The sequence below is a fragment of the Ruminococcus sp. FMBCY1 genome (assembly GCF_023921805.1).
Taxonomy (GTDB): domain Bacteria; phylum Bacillota; class Clostridia; order Oscillospirales; family Acutalibacteraceae; genus Ruminococcoides; species Ruminococcoides intestinale_A.
Window position 1 is genome coordinate 1,572,423 of the sequence record NZ_CP074197.1, and the last position, 17,191, is coordinate 1,589,613.

General features: G+C 38.4%; 14 protein-coding genes and 1 tRNA gene. 6 read left to right on the plus strand and 9 right to left on the minus strand.

Translation table 11 applies throughout. From position 1 onward, the window contains the following. Window positions 1-31 precede the first annotated feature (31 nt). The 4 genes from ilvB to KGF34_RS07805 all read left to right on the plus strand — a co-directional run bounded on the left by ilvB (window position 32) and on the right by KGF34_RS07805 (window position 6,222). Window positions 32-1,699, plus strand: coding sequence for a biosynthetic-type acetolactate synthase large subunit (gene ilvB, locus KGF34_RS07790; protein ID WP_195410641.1), 1,668 nt, complete (start codon window positions 32-34; stop codon window positions 1,697-1,699). A 147-nt stretch (window positions 1,700-1,846) separates the two neighbouring features. Next, window positions 1,847-2,860 carry a flagellin lysine-N-methylase gene (gene fliB, locus KGF34_RS07795; RefSeq protein WP_022234302.1) on the plus strand — a complete coding sequence of 338 codons (1,014 nt, stop codon included), beginning with the start codon at window positions 1,847-1,849 and terminating at the stop codon, window positions 2,858-2,860. A gap of 150 nt (window positions 2,861-3,010) precedes the next feature. Next, on the plus strand, window positions 3,011-4,468 hold the full coding sequence (gene gltX, locus KGF34_RS07800) for a glutamate--tRNA ligase (RefSeq protein WP_022234303.1): 1,458 nt from the start codon (window positions 3,011-3,013) through the stop codon (window positions 4,466-4,468). 62 nt (window positions 4,469-4,530) lie between these two features. Beyond that, the gene (locus KGF34_RS07805) at window positions 4,531-6,222 is read left to right on the plus strand and encodes a glutamine--tRNA ligase/YqeY domain fusion protein (protein WP_252558642.1); all 1,692 of its coding nucleotides are present in this window, start codon (window positions 4,531-4,533) and stop codon (window positions 6,220-6,222) included. A 182-nt stretch (window positions 6,223-6,404) separates the two neighbouring features. Here KGF34_RS07805 and KGF34_RS07810 read toward each other — a convergent pair whose 3' ends face one another. Next, window positions 6,405-6,635, minus strand: a complete 231-nt coding sequence (locus tag KGF34_RS07810) for a hypothetical protein (protein WP_252558643.1) — start codon at window positions 6,633-6,635, stop codon at window positions 6,405-6,407. A gap of 221 nt (window positions 6,636-6,856) precedes the next feature. Further along, on the minus strand, window positions 6,857-8,803 hold the full coding sequence (gene metG / locus KGF34_RS07815) for a methionine--tRNA ligase (RefSeq protein WP_186935599.1): 1,947 nt from the start codon (window positions 8,801-8,803) through the stop codon (window positions 6,857-6,859). A 241-nt stretch (window positions 8,804-9,044) separates the two neighbouring features. Between metG and KGF34_RS07820 the strand changes: the two genes are divergently transcribed. Together KGF34_RS07820 and KGF34_RS07825 are read left to right on the plus strand one after the other, a co-directional pair. Further along, window positions 9,045-9,121 (plus strand) — tRNA-Met (locus KGF34_RS07820). A gap of 170 nt (window positions 9,122-9,291) precedes the next feature. Next, entirely contained in the window at window positions 9,292-9,606 is a 315-nt protein-coding gene (locus KGF34_RS07825) for a hypothetical protein (protein WP_252558644.1), read from the plus strand. Here the strand turns inward: KGF34_RS07825 and KGF34_RS07830 are convergent. From KGF34_RS07830 to KGF34_RS07860, 7 genes are all read right to left on the minus strand, one after another. Further along, window positions 9,603-9,911: a hypothetical protein gene (locus tag KGF34_RS07830; RefSeq protein ID WP_252558645.1), complete on the minus strand. Its 309-nt coding sequence runs from the start codon at window positions 9,909-9,911 to the stop codon at window positions 9,603-9,605. The genes KGF34_RS07825 and KGF34_RS07830 overlap by 4 nt on opposite strands. Before the next feature lie 740 nt (window positions 9,912-10,651). Continuing rightward, a complete protein-coding gene (locus KGF34_RS07835; protein WP_252558646.1) occupies window positions 10,652-11,314 on the minus strand; it encodes a hypothetical protein in 663 nt (220 codons plus the stop codon). A 144-nt stretch (window positions 11,315-11,458) separates the two neighbouring features. Further along, window positions 11,459-12,235 (minus strand): hypothetical protein, encoded by a 777-nt coding sequence (locus KGF34_RS07840; RefSeq protein WP_252558647.1) that lies wholly within the window; start codon window positions 12,233-12,235, stop codon window positions 11,459-11,461. A gap of 212 nt (window positions 12,236-12,447) precedes the next feature. Next, window positions 12,448-14,028, minus strand: a complete 1,581-nt coding sequence (locus tag KGF34_RS07845) for a DUF3991 domain-containing protein (protein WP_252558648.1) — start codon at window positions 14,026-14,028, stop codon at window positions 12,448-12,450. Window positions 14,029-14,030: 2 nt separating this feature from the next. Next, window positions 14,031-14,243, minus strand: a complete 213-nt coding sequence (locus tag KGF34_RS07850; RefSeq protein WP_252558649.1) for a hypothetical protein — start codon at window positions 14,241-14,243, stop codon at window positions 14,031-14,033. Window positions 14,244-14,737: 494 nt separating this feature from the next. After that, window positions 14,738-15,637, minus strand: coding sequence for a helix-turn-helix domain-containing protein (locus tag KGF34_RS07855; protein ID WP_252558650.1), 900 nt, complete (start codon window positions 15,635-15,637; stop codon window positions 14,738-14,740). A gap of 128 nt (window positions 15,638-15,765) precedes the next feature. Further along, window positions 15,766-17,184, minus strand: a complete 1,419-nt coding sequence (locus tag KGF34_RS07860) for an Ig-like domain-containing protein (protein ID WP_252558651.1) — start codon at window positions 17,182-17,184, stop codon at window positions 15,766-15,768. Window positions 17,185-17,191: the final 7 nt, after the last annotated feature.

Here is a 17,191-nt window from a genome sequence, read left to right on the forward strand (position 1 = left end):
AGCCATATAAAGAGGATTGGAGAGAGGTTAAATGCAGCTTTCAGGTGCAGAAATTATTTGTGAGTGTTTGTTAGAGCAAGGAGTTGATACCGTATTCGGTTATCCGGGCGGTGCGGCTCTTAATACATATGACGCTCTTTATAAGTACAGCGACAGAATCAACCATATTCTTACCGCTCACGAGCAGGGTGCGTCACACGCTGCCGACGGTTACGCAAGAGCTACAGGCAAAACAGGCGTTGTAATTACAACTTCAGGTCCGGGTGCCACTAATATTGTTACAGGTATTGCTACCGCAAATATCGACAGTATACCTGTTGTTGCAATCACAGGTAATGTTACTACCGACCAGCTTGGCAGGGACAGTTTTCAGGAAGTTGATATTGTAAACATTGTAAAGCCAATCACAAAAGCAAGTTTCCTTGTAGAAAAAGTCGAAGACCTTGCTCCTACTCTCCGTAAGGCTTTTGAAATTGCTCAATCAGGCAGAAAAGGTCCTGTTTTGGTTGATGTACCAAAGGATGTTACCGCAAACAAAACCGAATTTGAGGTTGTAAAGCCTAAAGAAGTTGAAAGAGTAAGCATTAAAAATCCCGAAAAAATCAAAAAAGTTCAGGATATGATAAGAAATGCCAAACAGCCTATTATATATGCAGGCGGCGGTATTATCAGCGCAAACGCAACGGAAATTTTCAAAAAATTTGCAGAGCTTACAGATATTCCCGTTTGCTGTTCGCTTATGGGACTTGGCTGTATTCCTGCCGACCACCCGCTTTGTATGGGTAATATAGGTATGCACGGAGGCTATGAAACAGGTATGGCTACCGACAAGTGCGACCTTATTATTGCGTGCGGTGCAAGATTTTCTGACCGTGTTGCTGGCGACAGAGATAAATTCGGCGCACAGGCTGAAATTGTACAGCTTGAAATTGACGAAAAAGAAATCAATAAAAATGTTAAGGTAAGCGAGTATGTGCTCGGTGACCTTGAATATATACTTGAGGCACTCTGCGACGGTATGGAACAGCAGAATCACGCAGAATGGCTTGAAACTCTCGGCGAATGGAAACATTATCTTGATAATAAAATTCCTGCCGACGACAAGTATCCGCAGCCGAAAGAAATTCTCGGCGCACTCAATGAAATAAAGAGTGACGATGACATTGTTGCTACCGATGTAGGACAGCATCAGATGTGGGTTGCGCAGTTCAATAAAGCACAGACACCACGCACACTCCTTACTTCGGGCGGACTTGGCACAATGGGCTTTGGTATGGGCGCAGCAATCGGCGCACAAACAGCTCATCCCGACAAGCGAGTTGTACTTGTTACGGGCGACGGAAGTTTTCATATGAACTTAAACGAGCTTGTTACTATGAAATCATACGACTTGCCTGTTGTAATCCTTGTTATGAACAACACAGTTCTCGGTATGGTTCGTCAGTGGCAGAAGTTGTTTTACGGCAACCGTTTCTCACAGACCGACCCGCACCGTGCAACCGACTTTGTCGCACTTGCCAATGCCTTTGGTATTGACGGTATGAGAATTAACACAAAAGAAGATATTAAGCCTGTACTTGAAAAGGCATTTGCTCTTAATAAGCCTGTACTCGTTGATTGCAGAATCAGTCCGGACCAGAATGTACTTCCTATGATTCCTCCGGGAAAAACTGTAAATGAGATAATCACAGAGATGTAATTTTTACTCCCGACTTTAACGAAAGTTACAGTCGGGAGTTGTGCTATAAGGAGTAATAATAAAAGGTTGACCAAACTTTTATTATTATCCGATAAAACACTCTGCCAAACTATAAATAAACTGACAATTTACAACGGGGTTGTTTTTATGAAAACCGCTTACCACGAATTTTACAAAGATTTTAAATGCATAGCCGACAAATGTCCCGACAGCTGCTGCAAAGAATGGGATGTTGTGGTTGACGATGACAGCTATATAAAATATAAAAACGCAGACGGGGCATTCGGAGAAAAACTAAGAAGTGTAATGACGATTGACGCTGACGGCGACAGAATTTTTACTCTTAACAACAACCGTTGCCCGTTCTGGAATAAAGATATGCTCTGCGATATTTATATAAATATGGGCGAAAACGCACTTTGCGAAACCTGCAAAAGATTTCCGAGGATAACGCTAGATTATTCGCAATTTCAGGAAAAAATACTCTCGCTTGCCTGTCCCGAAGCACTAAGATTAATGCTGAAAAACGGTGCAATGGATAAAATAATTACCGCAGACAACAGAGAAGATGCCGAGCCGTGCGATTATGATTTTTCGGTAATGCAATTGTTATTGGGTGCAAGGCAAAAAATATTTGCGGTACTGAAAAATACGGATAACGATATATTCGATTGCCTGAACGGCATATATCAAATTTGCTTAAAGGTTCAGTCCGAATTTGACGGAATCTGTTACAAATCCGCTGTGATTACAGAGGATAGTTTTATAAAAGAGTACGGTCAAACTGTAAATTTGCTGTTACAGCTTGACATAATGACCGCCGAATGGAAACATCTGCTTACGGGCGCAAGCAAATATAAGCCGAATAAAGACGATATTCTGAAATTCAGAGAATACATACACAATTACGAATACGAGTATAAAAACCTGATTTATTACTATATTTTCAGATATTTTTTAAACTCAATAGACAGCTATGATGTTACGGAATGTTTTGATTTAACGGCACTTGCGGTTAAATCGGCATATATTTTACAGATGTATAAATTTGCTGAAAAGGGCAGCTTGACTGCTGATGACAGACACAGAATAATCGGCTTGTACTCAAAAGAAGTTGAACATTCGTATGAGAATATTGAGTTTTTGCGAGATATTAAGTAAGGCTGTATAATTTTTAACTGTCAGCGTGCATTGCCTACACACATAACTTTTATGCATCAACCAAAAAAAGCGGTTAAAAATATTGAAAAGTACCGCCATTATTGATATAATAAAGAATAAAGCTAATTTTTATAGAGAGAGGGTAAAACTATGCCTGAGCTTACAGTTCGTACAAGATATGCTCCAAGTCCTACAGGATTTATGCATGTCGGCAACCTGCGTACCGCTCTTTACGAGTACCTTGTTGCAAAATCCCAAAACGGCAAATTTATTTTGAGAATCGAAGATACCGACCGTGAAAGACTTGTTGACGGTGCGGTTGATGTTATTTATAATACTTTAAAACTTGCAGGACTTCAACACGACGAAGGTCCTGACCTCGGCGGCGACTTTGGCCCTTATGTTCAGTCAGAGAGAAAGGATATGTATCTTCCTTACGCCGAACAGCTTATAAAAGAGGGCAAGGCTTACCGTTGCTTCTGCTCAAAAGAGCGCCTTGAAAAAATCCAGAACGAAACAGTCGGCGGCGGCTATGACAGACATTGCCGTGATCTTCCGCAGGAAGAAATCGACAGACTACTCGCCGAGGGCGTTCCTTATGTAATCCGTCAGAAAATGCCGATTGAGGGCAGTACAACCTTTACTGACGCAGTATTCGGTGAAATCACCGTTGAAAATACAGAGTTGCAGGATCAAATTCTTATTAAAACAGACGGCTACCCGACATACAACTTTGCAAATGTAATTGACGACCACACAATGGGCATTACTCATGTTGTCCGTGGCTGTGAGTACCTTAGCTCAACACCTAAGTACAACCTCCTTTACGAGGCATTCGGTTGGGAAATTCCTACTTATATTCACCTCCCGCTCATTATGGGTAAGGACGCTGACGGCAATGTATCCAAACTTTCAAAGCGTCACGGTGCAACAGGCTTTTATGATTTGATTGACGAGGGTTACTTACCGGAAGCTATCATTAACTATATTGCACTTCTCGGTTGGTGCCCGAAAGACAATCAGGAAATTTTCACTCTTAAGGAGCTTGAAAAGGCATTTGACATAAGCGGCATCAGCAAGTCACCCGCTGTATTTGACTACGATAAACTCTCTTGGTTTAACGGTGAATACATCAAGGCTATGACCCCTGAAAAATTCACCGAGGTTGCAATGCCTTACTATAAAAAGGTATTTGGCGACAAACAGATGCCATACGAAAAGTTTGCGGCAATTCTCCAAAAGCGTACAACACAGCTTACACAGATTCCTGAAATGCTCGATTTCTTTGCAGAATTGCCGAGTTACACAAAGGAACTTTTCGTAAATAAAAAGAGCAAGACAAATCTTGAAAATTCACCCGTAGTTTTGAAAGAGGCTTATGACAGATTAAAGGCTATGCCTGAATGGAACGAAACTTCAATTCACGATTGCCTTATTAATATGGCTGTCGAAAAAGAGCTTAAAAACGGCACGGTAATGTGGCCTGTAAGAATTGCGGCCGCAGGCAAAACCGTTACACCGGGCGGTGCTGTTGAAATTCTTGACATTCTCGGCAGAGATGAGTCACTTGCAAGACTTGAAAAAGGTATGGCAATACTTGCAGAATAAAACGACTTTTGCTTCAGATTAATTAAAAATCTTGCAAAATTGAGTAATACAGAGGGATATATATGGCAGACGAGATAAAAAACACAGAGGCTACCGAAACACCAAGCGGTAACTTTATTCATACATTTATTGAAGAGGATATTGCCGAGGGCGGCAGATTTGAGGGCAAAAAGGTACACACCCGTTTTCCTCCCGAGCCAAACGGCTACCTCCACATAGGTCACGCAAAGGCTATTTGCATTGACTTTGGCACAGCCGAGAAATTCGGCGGCATATGCAATCTTCGTATGGACGACACAAACCCTACAAAGGAAGATGTAGAGTATGTTGACGCTATCAAAGAGGACATCAAGTGGCTCGGCTTTGACTGGGAAGACCGTTTCTACTTTGCATCGGAATACTTTGACCAAATGTACGATTACGCTGTTGAACTTATCAAAAAGGGACTTGCATATGTATGCGAACTCACACCCGAACAGATGAGAGAAAACAGAGGCGATACACAAACACCGGCAAAGAGCCCGTATCGTGACAGACCAATTGAAGAAAGCCTTGACCTTTTTGCAAGAATGAAAGCAGGCGAATTTGAGGACGGCAAAATGACGCTCCGTGCAAAAATTGACCTTGCGTCAGGCAACTTTAATATGCGTGACCCTGTTATTTACAGAATTAACCGTCTTACTCACCACCGTACAGGCGACAAGTGGTGCATCTACCCTATGTACGATTTTGCGCACCCGATTGAAGATGCTATCGAGGGTATTACACACAGCCTTTGCTCACTTGAGTTTGAAGCTCACCGTCCGCTTTACGATTGGGTTATCAATAATATTTCCGTTCCTAACAAGCCTCGTCAGATTGAGTTTGCCCGTCTTGGCATTAACAACACAGTTATGTCAAAGCGTAAACTCCGTGAACTTGTTGAAAAGAATTATGTAAGCGGTTGGGATGACCCAAGAATGCCTACGCTCTGCGGACTTAGAAGAAGAGGTTATACCCCTAAGTCTATCCGTTCGTTTACGGAGCAGATCGGCGTATCAAAGGTAAATTCTATCGTTGAGTACGGTTTTCTTGAGCATTGCCTGCGTGACGATTTAAATGAGAACGCAAAGCGTGCAATGTGCGTACTCCACCCTATAAAGCTCGTTATCACAAACTATCCGGAGGGTAAGGTTGAGGAGTTTGAGGTTGAAGACAACCCGAACCGACCGGAGGACGGTACAAGAACGGTTACTTTCTCAAGAGAATGTTTTATTGAGGCAGACGACTTTATGGAAGAGCCGATTAAAAAGTACCAGCGCCTTTATCCGGGCAATGAAGTAAGACTTAAGTCAACTTACATTGTAAAATGCACAGGCTGCAAAAAGGACGAGGACGGCAATGTGGTAGAGGTTTATGCCGAGTATGACCCCGAAACCAGAGGCGGCAACACACCTGACGGCAGAAAAGTAAGAGGTACAATCCATTGGGTTGACGCAAACAACTGCGCAGATGCAGAGGTAAGACTTTACGATAACCTCTTTACAGTACCCGATCCCGATACAGGCGACAGAAACTTCCTTGACTACCTCAATCCGAAGTCACTTGAAGTTCTTACAGGCTGTAAGGCAGAGAAAAACCTTGAAACCGCTGTTGCTCCGCAGAGCTTCCAGTTTATGAGAATAGGCTACTTCTGCGTAGACAATAAGGATTCTTCACCCGAACACCTTGTATTTAACCGTAGTGTGTCACTTAAAGACGGATTTAAAAAGTAATTTTTAATAAGATTATATGATAAAACACCCGATTACACTTTTTCCGTAATCGGGTGTTTTGATTCGTTGAAGTTTAAAATTCGGTTTTATAATAAAAATTCGGGAAATTATGGTTTAGCGGAGTGTCGGTCGGGCATTGAAATTTAGCTAACGCTAAATTATCCTCCAAAAAACAAAAAAGTTTACTCAATTTTTTCAAAAATTGCGGGTTTGGGCAGCGCCCATAAAATCTTCCGATACAACAATTTATCAGGCGCAAACAGCCACGCTGTTTGCGTGCTAAAACTAAGTTTGTTAAAACAGGCGACAGCCATTAAAAAATATATTTTATTAATGAAATAACGAATTTCTTTTCTTGTTGCTATCGCATTTTTAAAGGCTTTCGCCGTTGTGTTCAAGCCGCCAAACAGCAAACTGTTAGGCTATCTGAAAATTGCGTTAGCAAAAAGTATTTGTGGGCTTTGCCCACACCCACGACCTTTGAAAAGGTCGACCAAACTTTTATAATTGCTTGGCTAAACTGTGAGTTAAACCATAATTTGTTAATATTACCCCCAACATTAGAATATAAATGCACAAAAATGCCCGACTACGGAAAATCCGTAATCGGGCAACAATTTTAATTTAAAACAAATCAGCTGATTTTTGAGCCGGGTTCCATATCGTCTACAAAGATTACCTTTATTTCTTCTCCGCAAGTTGCGGCAAGAATCATTCCGCAGCTTTCAACACCGCAGAGCTTTGCAGGCTTGAGGTTTGATACAAGAATAATCTTTCTTCCGATAAGGTCGTCAGGTGTATAGAATTTTGCGATACCCGAAGCAACGGTTCTCTCTTTTACACCGTCAAAAATTGTGAGTTTCAAAAGCTTTTTAGCCTTTTTAATCGGCTCGCAAGCCTTAATTTCGGCAACTCTGAGGTCAACCTTGCAGAAATCGTCAATACCGATTTGAGCAACGCCCTCAATTTCTTCTTTGAGTTTCTCTGTCTTTTCGTCAACCTTTTCGTTATTCTTGATAATTGCGTTGAGTTCTTCGATTTCTTTCTCAACATCAATTCTCGGGAACAGAGCCTCACCTTTCTTGACTGTCACATCAAGCGGAAGAACACCGAATTTATCGGCATTTTCGTAAGTAGCGCACTTCTCGCAAGCGCCAATCTGCTCAAGTGCCTTTGGCATTGTAGTCGGCATAAATGCAGAGAGAAGTGTGGCTGTGATTCTGATAGTTTCAAGCAAATTGTAAAGAACAGTTGCAAGTCTTGCTTTCTTTGTTTCGTCCTTTGCAATCACCCACGGTGCTGTTTCGTCAATGTACTTGTTAGCACGGGAAACTACCTTGAAAATCTCGGCGAGCGCATTGTTAAGCTGGGTTTTATCAATAAAGTCATCAACGCTCGACTTAAGTGCGGTAGCGGTTGCGATGAGGTCATCGTCAAATTCTCCGCCTTCACGCTCTGTAGGAAGTGTGCCACCAAAATATTTTTCAACCATTGCAACGGTTCTTGACACAAGGTTGCCAAAGCCGTTTGCAAGGTCGGAGTTAATACGGTTTATCATAATTTCGTTAGAGAACGAGCTGTCTGCGCCGAGTGCCATTTCACGAAGAATGTGATAACGGATAGCGTCTGCGCCGTATCTCTTGCCAAGTACAAACGGGTCTACAACATTGCCGAGTGATTTACTCATCTTCTGACCGTTAAAAGTAATCCAACCGTGAACCGCAAGGTGCTTTGGAAGCGGCAAATCGAGAGCCATAAGCATTGCAGGCCAAATGATAGCGTGGAAACGCATAATATCCTTTGCAACCATATGCACATCGGCAGGCCAGAATTTATCAAAATCATTATAAGCGTCGTTATAAAAGCCAAGCGCAGAAATATAGTTTGAAAGTGCGTCAATCCACACATATATAACATGCTTATCGTCAAAAGTTACAGGAATACCCCACTTAAAAGAAGTTCTCGACACACAAAGGTCCTCAAGGCCCGGCTTGATAAAGTTGTTTACAAGCTCTGTCGCACGGGTTTTCGGCTGTAAATAGTCGGTTTCCGTAAGTAATTTTTCAATTCTGTCGGCAAAAGGTGCCATTTTGAAGAAATAAGCCTCTTCCTTAGCCTCTGTAACCTCTCTGCCGCAATCCGGACATTTGCCGTCAACAAGCTGGCTTTCTGTCCAGAAGCTCTCACAAGGAGTGCAGTATTTACCCGAATACTCGCCCTTATAAATGTATCCCTTATCGTAAAGTTCTTTAAAAATCTTCTGAACAGTCTTGATGTGGTAATCATCGGTGGTTCTTATATATCTGTCATAGTCAACATTCATAAAGTTCCAAAGGCTCTTGAAGGTTTTTACTACTTCGTCAACATATTCCTTGGGAGTCACACCCTTTTCGGCAGCTTTCTGCTCAATTTTAAGACCATGCTCGTCAGTACCCGTAAGAAACATTACATCATAGCCCTGCATTCGTCTGTAACGAGCGATAGAGTCGCAAGCAACAGTTGTATAGCAATGTCCGATATGCGGATTGCCTGACGGATAGTAAATCGGTGTCGTGATGTAATACGGTTTTTTCTGACACATAAAAAATTCCTCCCTTTTCAGCAAATGAGCTGTATTTTTATTATACCAATATCATACAAAAAATGCAATAATCAAAGTAAAACTAAACAACAAAAAGCCCGAATAATATTGCCGATATTACAAAACATTTACGGCTTGCAAATATATTTTTGATTTTTTAAAAATATATTATAAAAAGGCTTGACAAATTTGATAACAAGGTGTATTATAATATAGCTGTAAAGATACAGGCAATAAATATCGCGGGATAGAGCAGCTCGGTAGCTCGTCGGGCTCATAACCCGAAGGTCGTCGGTTCAAATCCGGCTCCCGCAACCAAATTGAGTAAAGTGATTTAAATAGCCGCAAAGCTACTTAAATCACTTTGCTATATCCATATTATCAGTGCGATGGACTTGTTTACCTAAGATGTACTACAGATGTTTTTTATGCTACCAATCTGATAATTATAATATTTTCATCTTATTATAATTATTAGGGGGAATACTATGTATCAAAAACTCGAACACAAGAGGCAGTTACTGATTGAACAATCTCTTAATGATAGAGGAAATATGTATAAATATTTAAAAGGTTTATATAACCTCTATCTAAAGAAATCCCAAGAGCAAGGCAGAAACTATGCGGTTGGGGTAAAGCTAAAAGAAGAACAAAAAGTATTGACCGACTGTGATAAAGCTGCATATAATCATTATACGATAATTCCATATTACCGTGGTCTGTTAAAAGATTTAGGTTATATTTCTGTTAAAAAAGTTGATAACGAGTGGAGAATTTATATCTTGAAAGAATTAGATTTTTAATCTTTTTTATATAACTCTCTTAACATTTCAGTAAACGATTCTTCAACTTTTAAAGTACAGCTTTCGGTAAATTCTTCGATATTGTATTCATACGAAAGAATAAATATTAGAAGTCCTTCTCTGACAATGTTGATAGTGCCGTAGACTGTACCTAAAAAATCTTCGTTTTCGTTGATTTTCTTATAGCCGTTTATACTGCATTGTGTTTCCTGATATTCAGGAGTACAAATATTGATGTTTAATAGTTTGGTTATCTCTTGAGGTACTACTATATCAAAGTAGCGTCCCGGTGGTGTGATAATCATATTTATTCATCCTTTCTTTTTGTAAATTAATTAGAACAGAAAACATCAAACATCTTTCCTTTGGTCTTAGATTATGCTAATCACTTAGTAATCGTGTGTGGCTCACGCAATGCTGCGATTTATGAGTTTTGCATACTATATGTTGTAAGCGGACAAATTGTCCGGTTATGAACATACGGTATTTGCACAGCCAAGTATTGAACAGGGAATATTATCTCCCTTTCACCCTTTTATTTAACATTGTTCTAGGCAACATTGTAGCAATAATGGTACTGACAATATTGGCTCGCTTCTCGCAAGAATGTTTCGCAACATTCAAAAGTGCATATGGTCACGGCGTAACTCTGAGAACAATAGGTGTACTGATGTTCGAAGTTTTGATTTATTTAGTTTTGAGTATAAAAAAGACCTGCGTCCGACCGTTGTCAGAGCAGGCAAGTAAAAGTTGACAGTTTGCTTATTTTGTGTTATAATACACTATAAATAAGCCATAACGCCACTGAGTACTTCCAATACTCTGTTAGCGGGACACCAAGATATTTGCAGATATTTTGGTGTCTATGGACTTTTATGTCCTTTTTACAAGATTCATTATACCATATATTTCCTGTAATGTCAATGTTTAAAGTATATTTTATTATAGTATTTTTGTATGAGTAAACAGTTTTGTTTACTTTTTGCTTTTTAGAGAAAAAAAGGCTTCACCTGTTTTAGGTGAAGCCTTTTCTGTTTATATTACCTTATGTTGAAGGGTAAACTTTTGTATCTAATACTTCTCCTTCGCTATTCTTTACTATATATGTACAGGTTATAATTTCGCTGCCATCATTTTTCTTTAGTAGTGCTTGATAATATACACTCTCATAATTGATTTCTTGGTTATGCGAATAATCTTTATACGGTAAAGTAAACACCTGAGCACGATTTTGGTCATCGTCAGAACTGTGCTCAGGCTCAGTTTCTTCAGGAACTTGATACTCAATAATTTCCGAAAAATCATCGTTGTACTCTATTCTATCTATATACATACCGGCTTGTTCACGCTCTATAAGCTTACACAACTTATTCTTTTGGTGTTCCAACAACTGGTCATACTTGTCTTTTTCGACTGTAATAATCATACCTCCGGTTGACACTTTTTCTTTGCTTATTATGCCACACTCACTATCTTCGTTAGTAAGGATTAAGTCACTATCTGTAGGTAACCCTCCTGCCGGAAAGCACGAATACGGCAAATGAATTTTATACTCTGTTGCTTCTGTTGGTGCTTCCGTTGGAGCAGCTGTTGTAGCAACAGCTTGAGTTGCTGCATCGATTGAAGATGGTACGGTATTTGTTCCACTGCAAGCTGTCAGTGAAACAGCAAAAATTGCTAAGATACATAATGCTAAACATTTTTTCATTTGACAATATTCTCCTCTATAAACTAATATTAAATTAAGATTAGCATAATTATAAACCATTGTCAAGCAAGATATAACAATTTGTGAAAAAATCGCAACAAGCAATTTTGTTTGTTGCGATTTTTCTGTAAACTTAGGTTAATATTATTTTTGTTTAATTATTTTAGCTCCAGCAGGGGGCTCATAGTTAGCTTCGTAATTAGTATCGCCTTGTACATATATTGAAAAGTGTCCGATAGTAGGAGCATTCATATAATCTGATTCATTTAATACTTGGTTAGCTTGCGTTTGGTCCAATATCGGGGTAACTTGATGCTTTAATACAGTGTTAAAGTTTGACCATTTCATAGTGCAGAGATTGTTTATATAATGTATGTATTCGGTATCATATTCATTTGAGTACTTTTTGTTACTAAAAAAAACGAAATGGGGGATCGTAACATTGAAATGTTTTTTCCCAAAAACTTCAGAATTGCGACACTCAACAACCCCGGCATATTCCATATTTTTAGCTTCTTCTGGATTTAGCACTATCCAATCTTTAGGACAAATCAATACACCGTTTTTAATGTCATATTTTTTGTACTCTTTTTTTTCATCTTCTTTAACTATAATGTCTTTGCCTTCGTTTAAAAAGTTTGCTATGTTACAATAGGCGTTATAACTTTCAATCAAACTTTTTTTATAGAATTCTTCGTGTGGAGATAATAATCGTATTTCCTGTTCAATACTCGAGATTCTCGACTTTATAAAATCAAGAAGTTCTGCTTTTACTCTATCAGGAATATTGAGAAAAGTATCCATTGTATGATTGATTATCTTACCCAAAGAAGTCGGTTTATCCAACTTTATTCTATCAAGTAATGCTTTGTTTTCTTCGCTAAGGTTAATAGTTGATTTATAAGTTATTTTAGAATTCATATATATACCTCCTTGTTGCTTTAATAATAGCATACATTAATATTCTTGTCAATACCATATTTTTATTTTTTAGCATATATAAATATTCTTGCAAAAATATTAAGAGCATATTTTAATATTGCCTAATATGAAATGCTTACGGTATGTATGCAATTCATTCGCTTTTTAGAGAAGAATAAAAAAGTATATAATTAATAATAAATACAAAAAACTTATTTCTTTAATGTATTACAGCGAATGTTTTGTTGTATCATTGCCGATAATTCTTCCGTTATACTCTCCCCAACAGACTCAAATCTTGTACAGGCATAGCCTTTTTCACTATACTTCTGCAAAAAATGTCTGCTCGTTTCAATGTCTATCTCCTTTCCACCAAATGAAAAGCATACCTGTTTTACCTCAGGGTTTTCGGACAGGAAATTCTGAAGTGCTTTATCATCAGTTCCGCAAAGGCTCAAGCGTGTGGAGTTGAGCCATTCACGCTTGCTGTTATAAGCGATATTGCTCATAGTTGCGTCAGCCAATAAGTCAATCGGAGATTTATATACAATAACTTTACTTTTATCGTAACCTTTTAAGTAGAAGCTATTTTTTGTTGACCCCGATACACTAACGGAATTATCGTTAATGCTTACGCTATAAGAATAAACAGGTGATCTACCTCGATTATGACCAACAAAAGAAATATTCTCTGCATCTGAGCAAATATAATTCTTGTTAATCAGCGTAGTAACAATTTCGGGTGCTATACCGAGCTTCTCCGTTAAGTAAGTATAAGCTGCCTGATTTTCTTTTTCTGTTGGTAGCTGTAAAGGCAAGTCCGGCATATTGTGTAGTTCAGCATATCTGCACAAATCTTCGTTGTAGTCTTTTGTGCGTGGCAGGATTGTATCAACACGATAACCTTGATTTTTGTATTTTTCGGAAATGACCTCACAAGCTTTTCGGCCTGCGAGGTCATTATCTAATCGTAAGTTTATATGTCTGACTGTCTGATGATTTTGCAAAAAAGTTTCTAATGCTCTGTCAGATACACCGGCAAGACTTAAGCGTGTGGCGTTAAGCCATTCTTGCGGATTACCTGTTTCGATATTGCACATTGTTGCGTGTGAAAGCAAATCAATAGGTGATTCAAATACATCTACCGTTGTATTATCCTTTCCCATAACAGAAAATGATATACTCTTATCTGAACCGGGAGAGTCTTTTCTGTACTGCACTTCCGTTAAAGTGCCACGCACAGTAGCATATGCCGGCAGTTTATTTGTTCCGTAACCGACAAACACACAGTTGTGCATTACATCCTCGTATAAATACTTTTTGTGCATAAGCTCATTGACTATTTCAGGAGCTATGCAGCGAGTTTTCGTTAAATAAGCAAATACTCGTTTGTACTTACCTTGTACAGCTACCGGCATTTGCAAATTTTTTTTTAGTTCTTCCGGAGGAAGCTGCTCCGCTTTTTTGTATTGCGGTACTGCAACGGAATTACTTTTGTTCACATTAAAAAGTGTCATCAGGGCTTCTTCATATGACTTGTTTTCCACTTTCATCATAAATTCTATAACATCAGAACCACCAAATCCTCTGCTGTTCCAATACCAACCTCGTCCGTCAGCACGCACAATAAAGCTATCGTGTTCCCTGCAACGCATCATAGTGCCTGCTTTCGTAAAATGATAGCCATATGTTCTTTCCAAGTATTCGAGCGTGGACATCTGTTTTGCCTGCTCCTTTTCCTCCCTTGTGAAATTGTAATATTCCTGACCGTCACGGCTTTTTATAACCTTCATAATTAGTCCTCCTTGTTATTATTTCTGTCAGCTTCGGCAATTCTTTTACGCATTAAATGTAAATGAAAAGTCAGTGCTATGACAGGTAATGTGTTTATTAAAATAAGTGTGTTGTTTCCAACACATAAGCCGACAACCGTAATAATTGCAACAATAATTGCAGAAAAAAGCACCAACTTCTTAATTGAAATCGGTGCTTTATCTTTTCCTGGCATTTTGTTGTACGCAATAAATCTGAAATGCAGCTCTCGCCGATAATAATTAACTGCAATCAGATAATAAATGTAGAATATTGAAATTATAATTATACTCAAAACTAACTACCTCCAAAGCGGACAATTTGTCCACTAACAAAAAACAGCCACAGAAAAGCTCTGCGACTGTTGACATAAATTTTTGATTGTGATAATATAATAGTGTAAAGAAACGGTTTTAGCTGTTTCGCTTACAAAATGGTTATATTAAATGACAACCGCCTTGTATTCGCAGTACAGGGCGGTTATTTCTTTCTTATGTTCTTTATGATTTCATTTACTACTGTCAAAGCAATAGCAAATGTGAGTAATAAAATTACATCAGTCATTAAGATACTCACCCCCTTTCGCAAGGGAGCTGAAACAGCCGCCACCGTTTCCTTACTTGAACATTATATCAGACAATCAGCATATTTGCAAGATAACCAGCAGAATAAGAAAAACGCAATACAAGTTCATTTTTTGCGCTTGCTGTGCGAGTCATTGCATTTGAACGGATTTTTTAAGTGATATAAGGTTAAATTACATCTATACTTTAAGTATAATCTAATTCTATTCTTTTTTCTGTTGGTATAAAAGTGGGTACTATCATATGTACTGCAAAAAAATGGACTACCCCTTGTTACAAAAAATAAATTTTTCCTACTTTTCCTCTTGACAAATGCAACCGTTTGTTTTACACTTGTAAGTGAAGATGCATATGCTAATTTATAGCATATATTTAGACCTTGTCGAAGTAGTGAGCGGCAAGGTCTTTTCCTTTTTCTCCTAAATTTATAGGTATATTGCAAAGGAATAACCTTGTAATGATTATCAGAAAAGCTGCCGTCACTTTTTTTAATTCTATACTTCCTTACGAGCTTCATTGAAATAAGCTCCTTTACAGTCTTAACTACAACTGTACGCTTAATTCCTAAAGCGTTGGCAATATCATTAAAGCTGTTCCAACAACGCTTATTAGATGGATTCGCAGCCTTGCAGAAGAATAAATACATTCTAAACTGAGCTGATGTAAGTTTATGCTTAAATATTTTACGGTCAACAAAGAAATAGTTTTTTCTCATAACCGGCAGGGTATATACATATGCGTCCAGCTTATGGTAATCGGCATAATAGCGTCTAATAGCTCGAATATAGCCGTATAAGGAAAGTTTGGCAATAGCCGATGAAACTGTTCGTGCAGAAGAAAAGCCGCAAATACGGGCAATTGTGGCTTGATTTACCTTGATATACTTCTGCCCTCTGTATATCGATTTAGAGCGTAGCGAATGGAGAGCCGCAAGGACTTTGATTTCTCCGGCAGAGAGCTTACCGCCAAAAATATCGTTAGGCATTTTAAAAAGATTTCTGTTCATAAATTCACCTCGTTTCATTAATACAATAGGCTTTTTTAGTTGTTCTATATCAGAGCAATTAAAAAAGCCTGTTGTTTTTTCAACAGACTTTTTGACTTACTTCGCATTAGGAAATTCAAAATGCAACTTTATTCAATAATTAATTTTGCTGTATATTCTCTGCCTGTGCTGTTATTGGTTGCCGTAATAGTAACCGTTGTTCTTGATTTTGCTTTAATTTGTATTCTATTTGTTCCTCCGCCTATTATTTGAACTGCACTTGGGTTGCTAATATTGAATGAACAGTTATTTGCATTAATAAGAGTAAAGGTGATCACCTCATTAATATTACAATACTTTTCAGCCGGTGTTATGTATACACTGTCTTGAGTTTCCTTTTCTTTGACTACAACAGTGCAAGTTGCAGAATGATTACCGGCAGTTGCAGTTATATAAGCTGTACCCGCAGAATGGGAAACTACATAGCCGTTATTTACTGTAGCTACATTAGAATTTGATGTGCTCCAGCTGACTGACTTATTTGTTGCATTTGAGGGAGTTATATTAGCAGATAAGTTTATACTTTCACCCGCTGTTAAAGTTTTTGAAAGATAATTAAGTGATATACCACTTACCTCTATATCCTTGCTCTGATTGCTTGAGTAATTATATTCAGGCTTGCTTACTGTAACATAACTATGAGAACCTGCGTTGTTTCCACCGTTGTTATTCTGATTATCATTTGAGTTGTGATTGTTGTTGCTTTGATTATTATTATTTCTACTCTCGCTCTTGAAACGACTTTCTTCTTTTGTGTCGTTCTGATGGCTATTGCTTACGGTAGCAATGGCAGCAGTTGCAGGTTGAGTATTGTCGGCTGCAACAGTTGCAACGGACACTGTTGCCTGTGCAGGAATGGTTACACTTTGGATTGATACAGGTTGAGTTTGATTAGCTGTAGTAGTAACAACTTCTTTAATACTTGATGTTGTTTCTGCTGATGGTTTATCCGTTGCTTTATTACAGGATTTGACACACAGTGCAACAACAATCAATACCACAACAGCTACAAAAGGAATTAACAATAGCGGATTAAATTTAAAGTCTTTCCTCTTTTTCTTGTTCTTAATTTTTTTCGGCTTTCGAGTCGGTGTTTTCTTAGGTGCTTTTTCTACAGGCTTTGGAACTTCTTTGCTCTCATTGTCAATGCCGGTCACAACATTATCCCCTGTTGATTCAAGTATCTGAGCGAGCTTAGCACTTGATATTGCACCTTTAATTACAGAAGCAGACGGGAATATTCTGCTCTCGTCTGCTTCTGCCAATACTACTATTTTGATGTAGTTGTATGTATTGCCTATCTGTTCGGTTATCTGCGGCAAAAGATTATTATAATCTACTGCCGTATCAATAATTATTGCATTAGGTGTATAGCGAGTTCCAATTTCTGTAACTAATGTTTGAGATACTGTATTAATTACACCTATGGTTTTAGTATTTTTCAGCTTATTAATAATATCCGTATATGCTTTGCCGTTGACCCTGTCGGCTACAATTAATACATTCATTGTATCA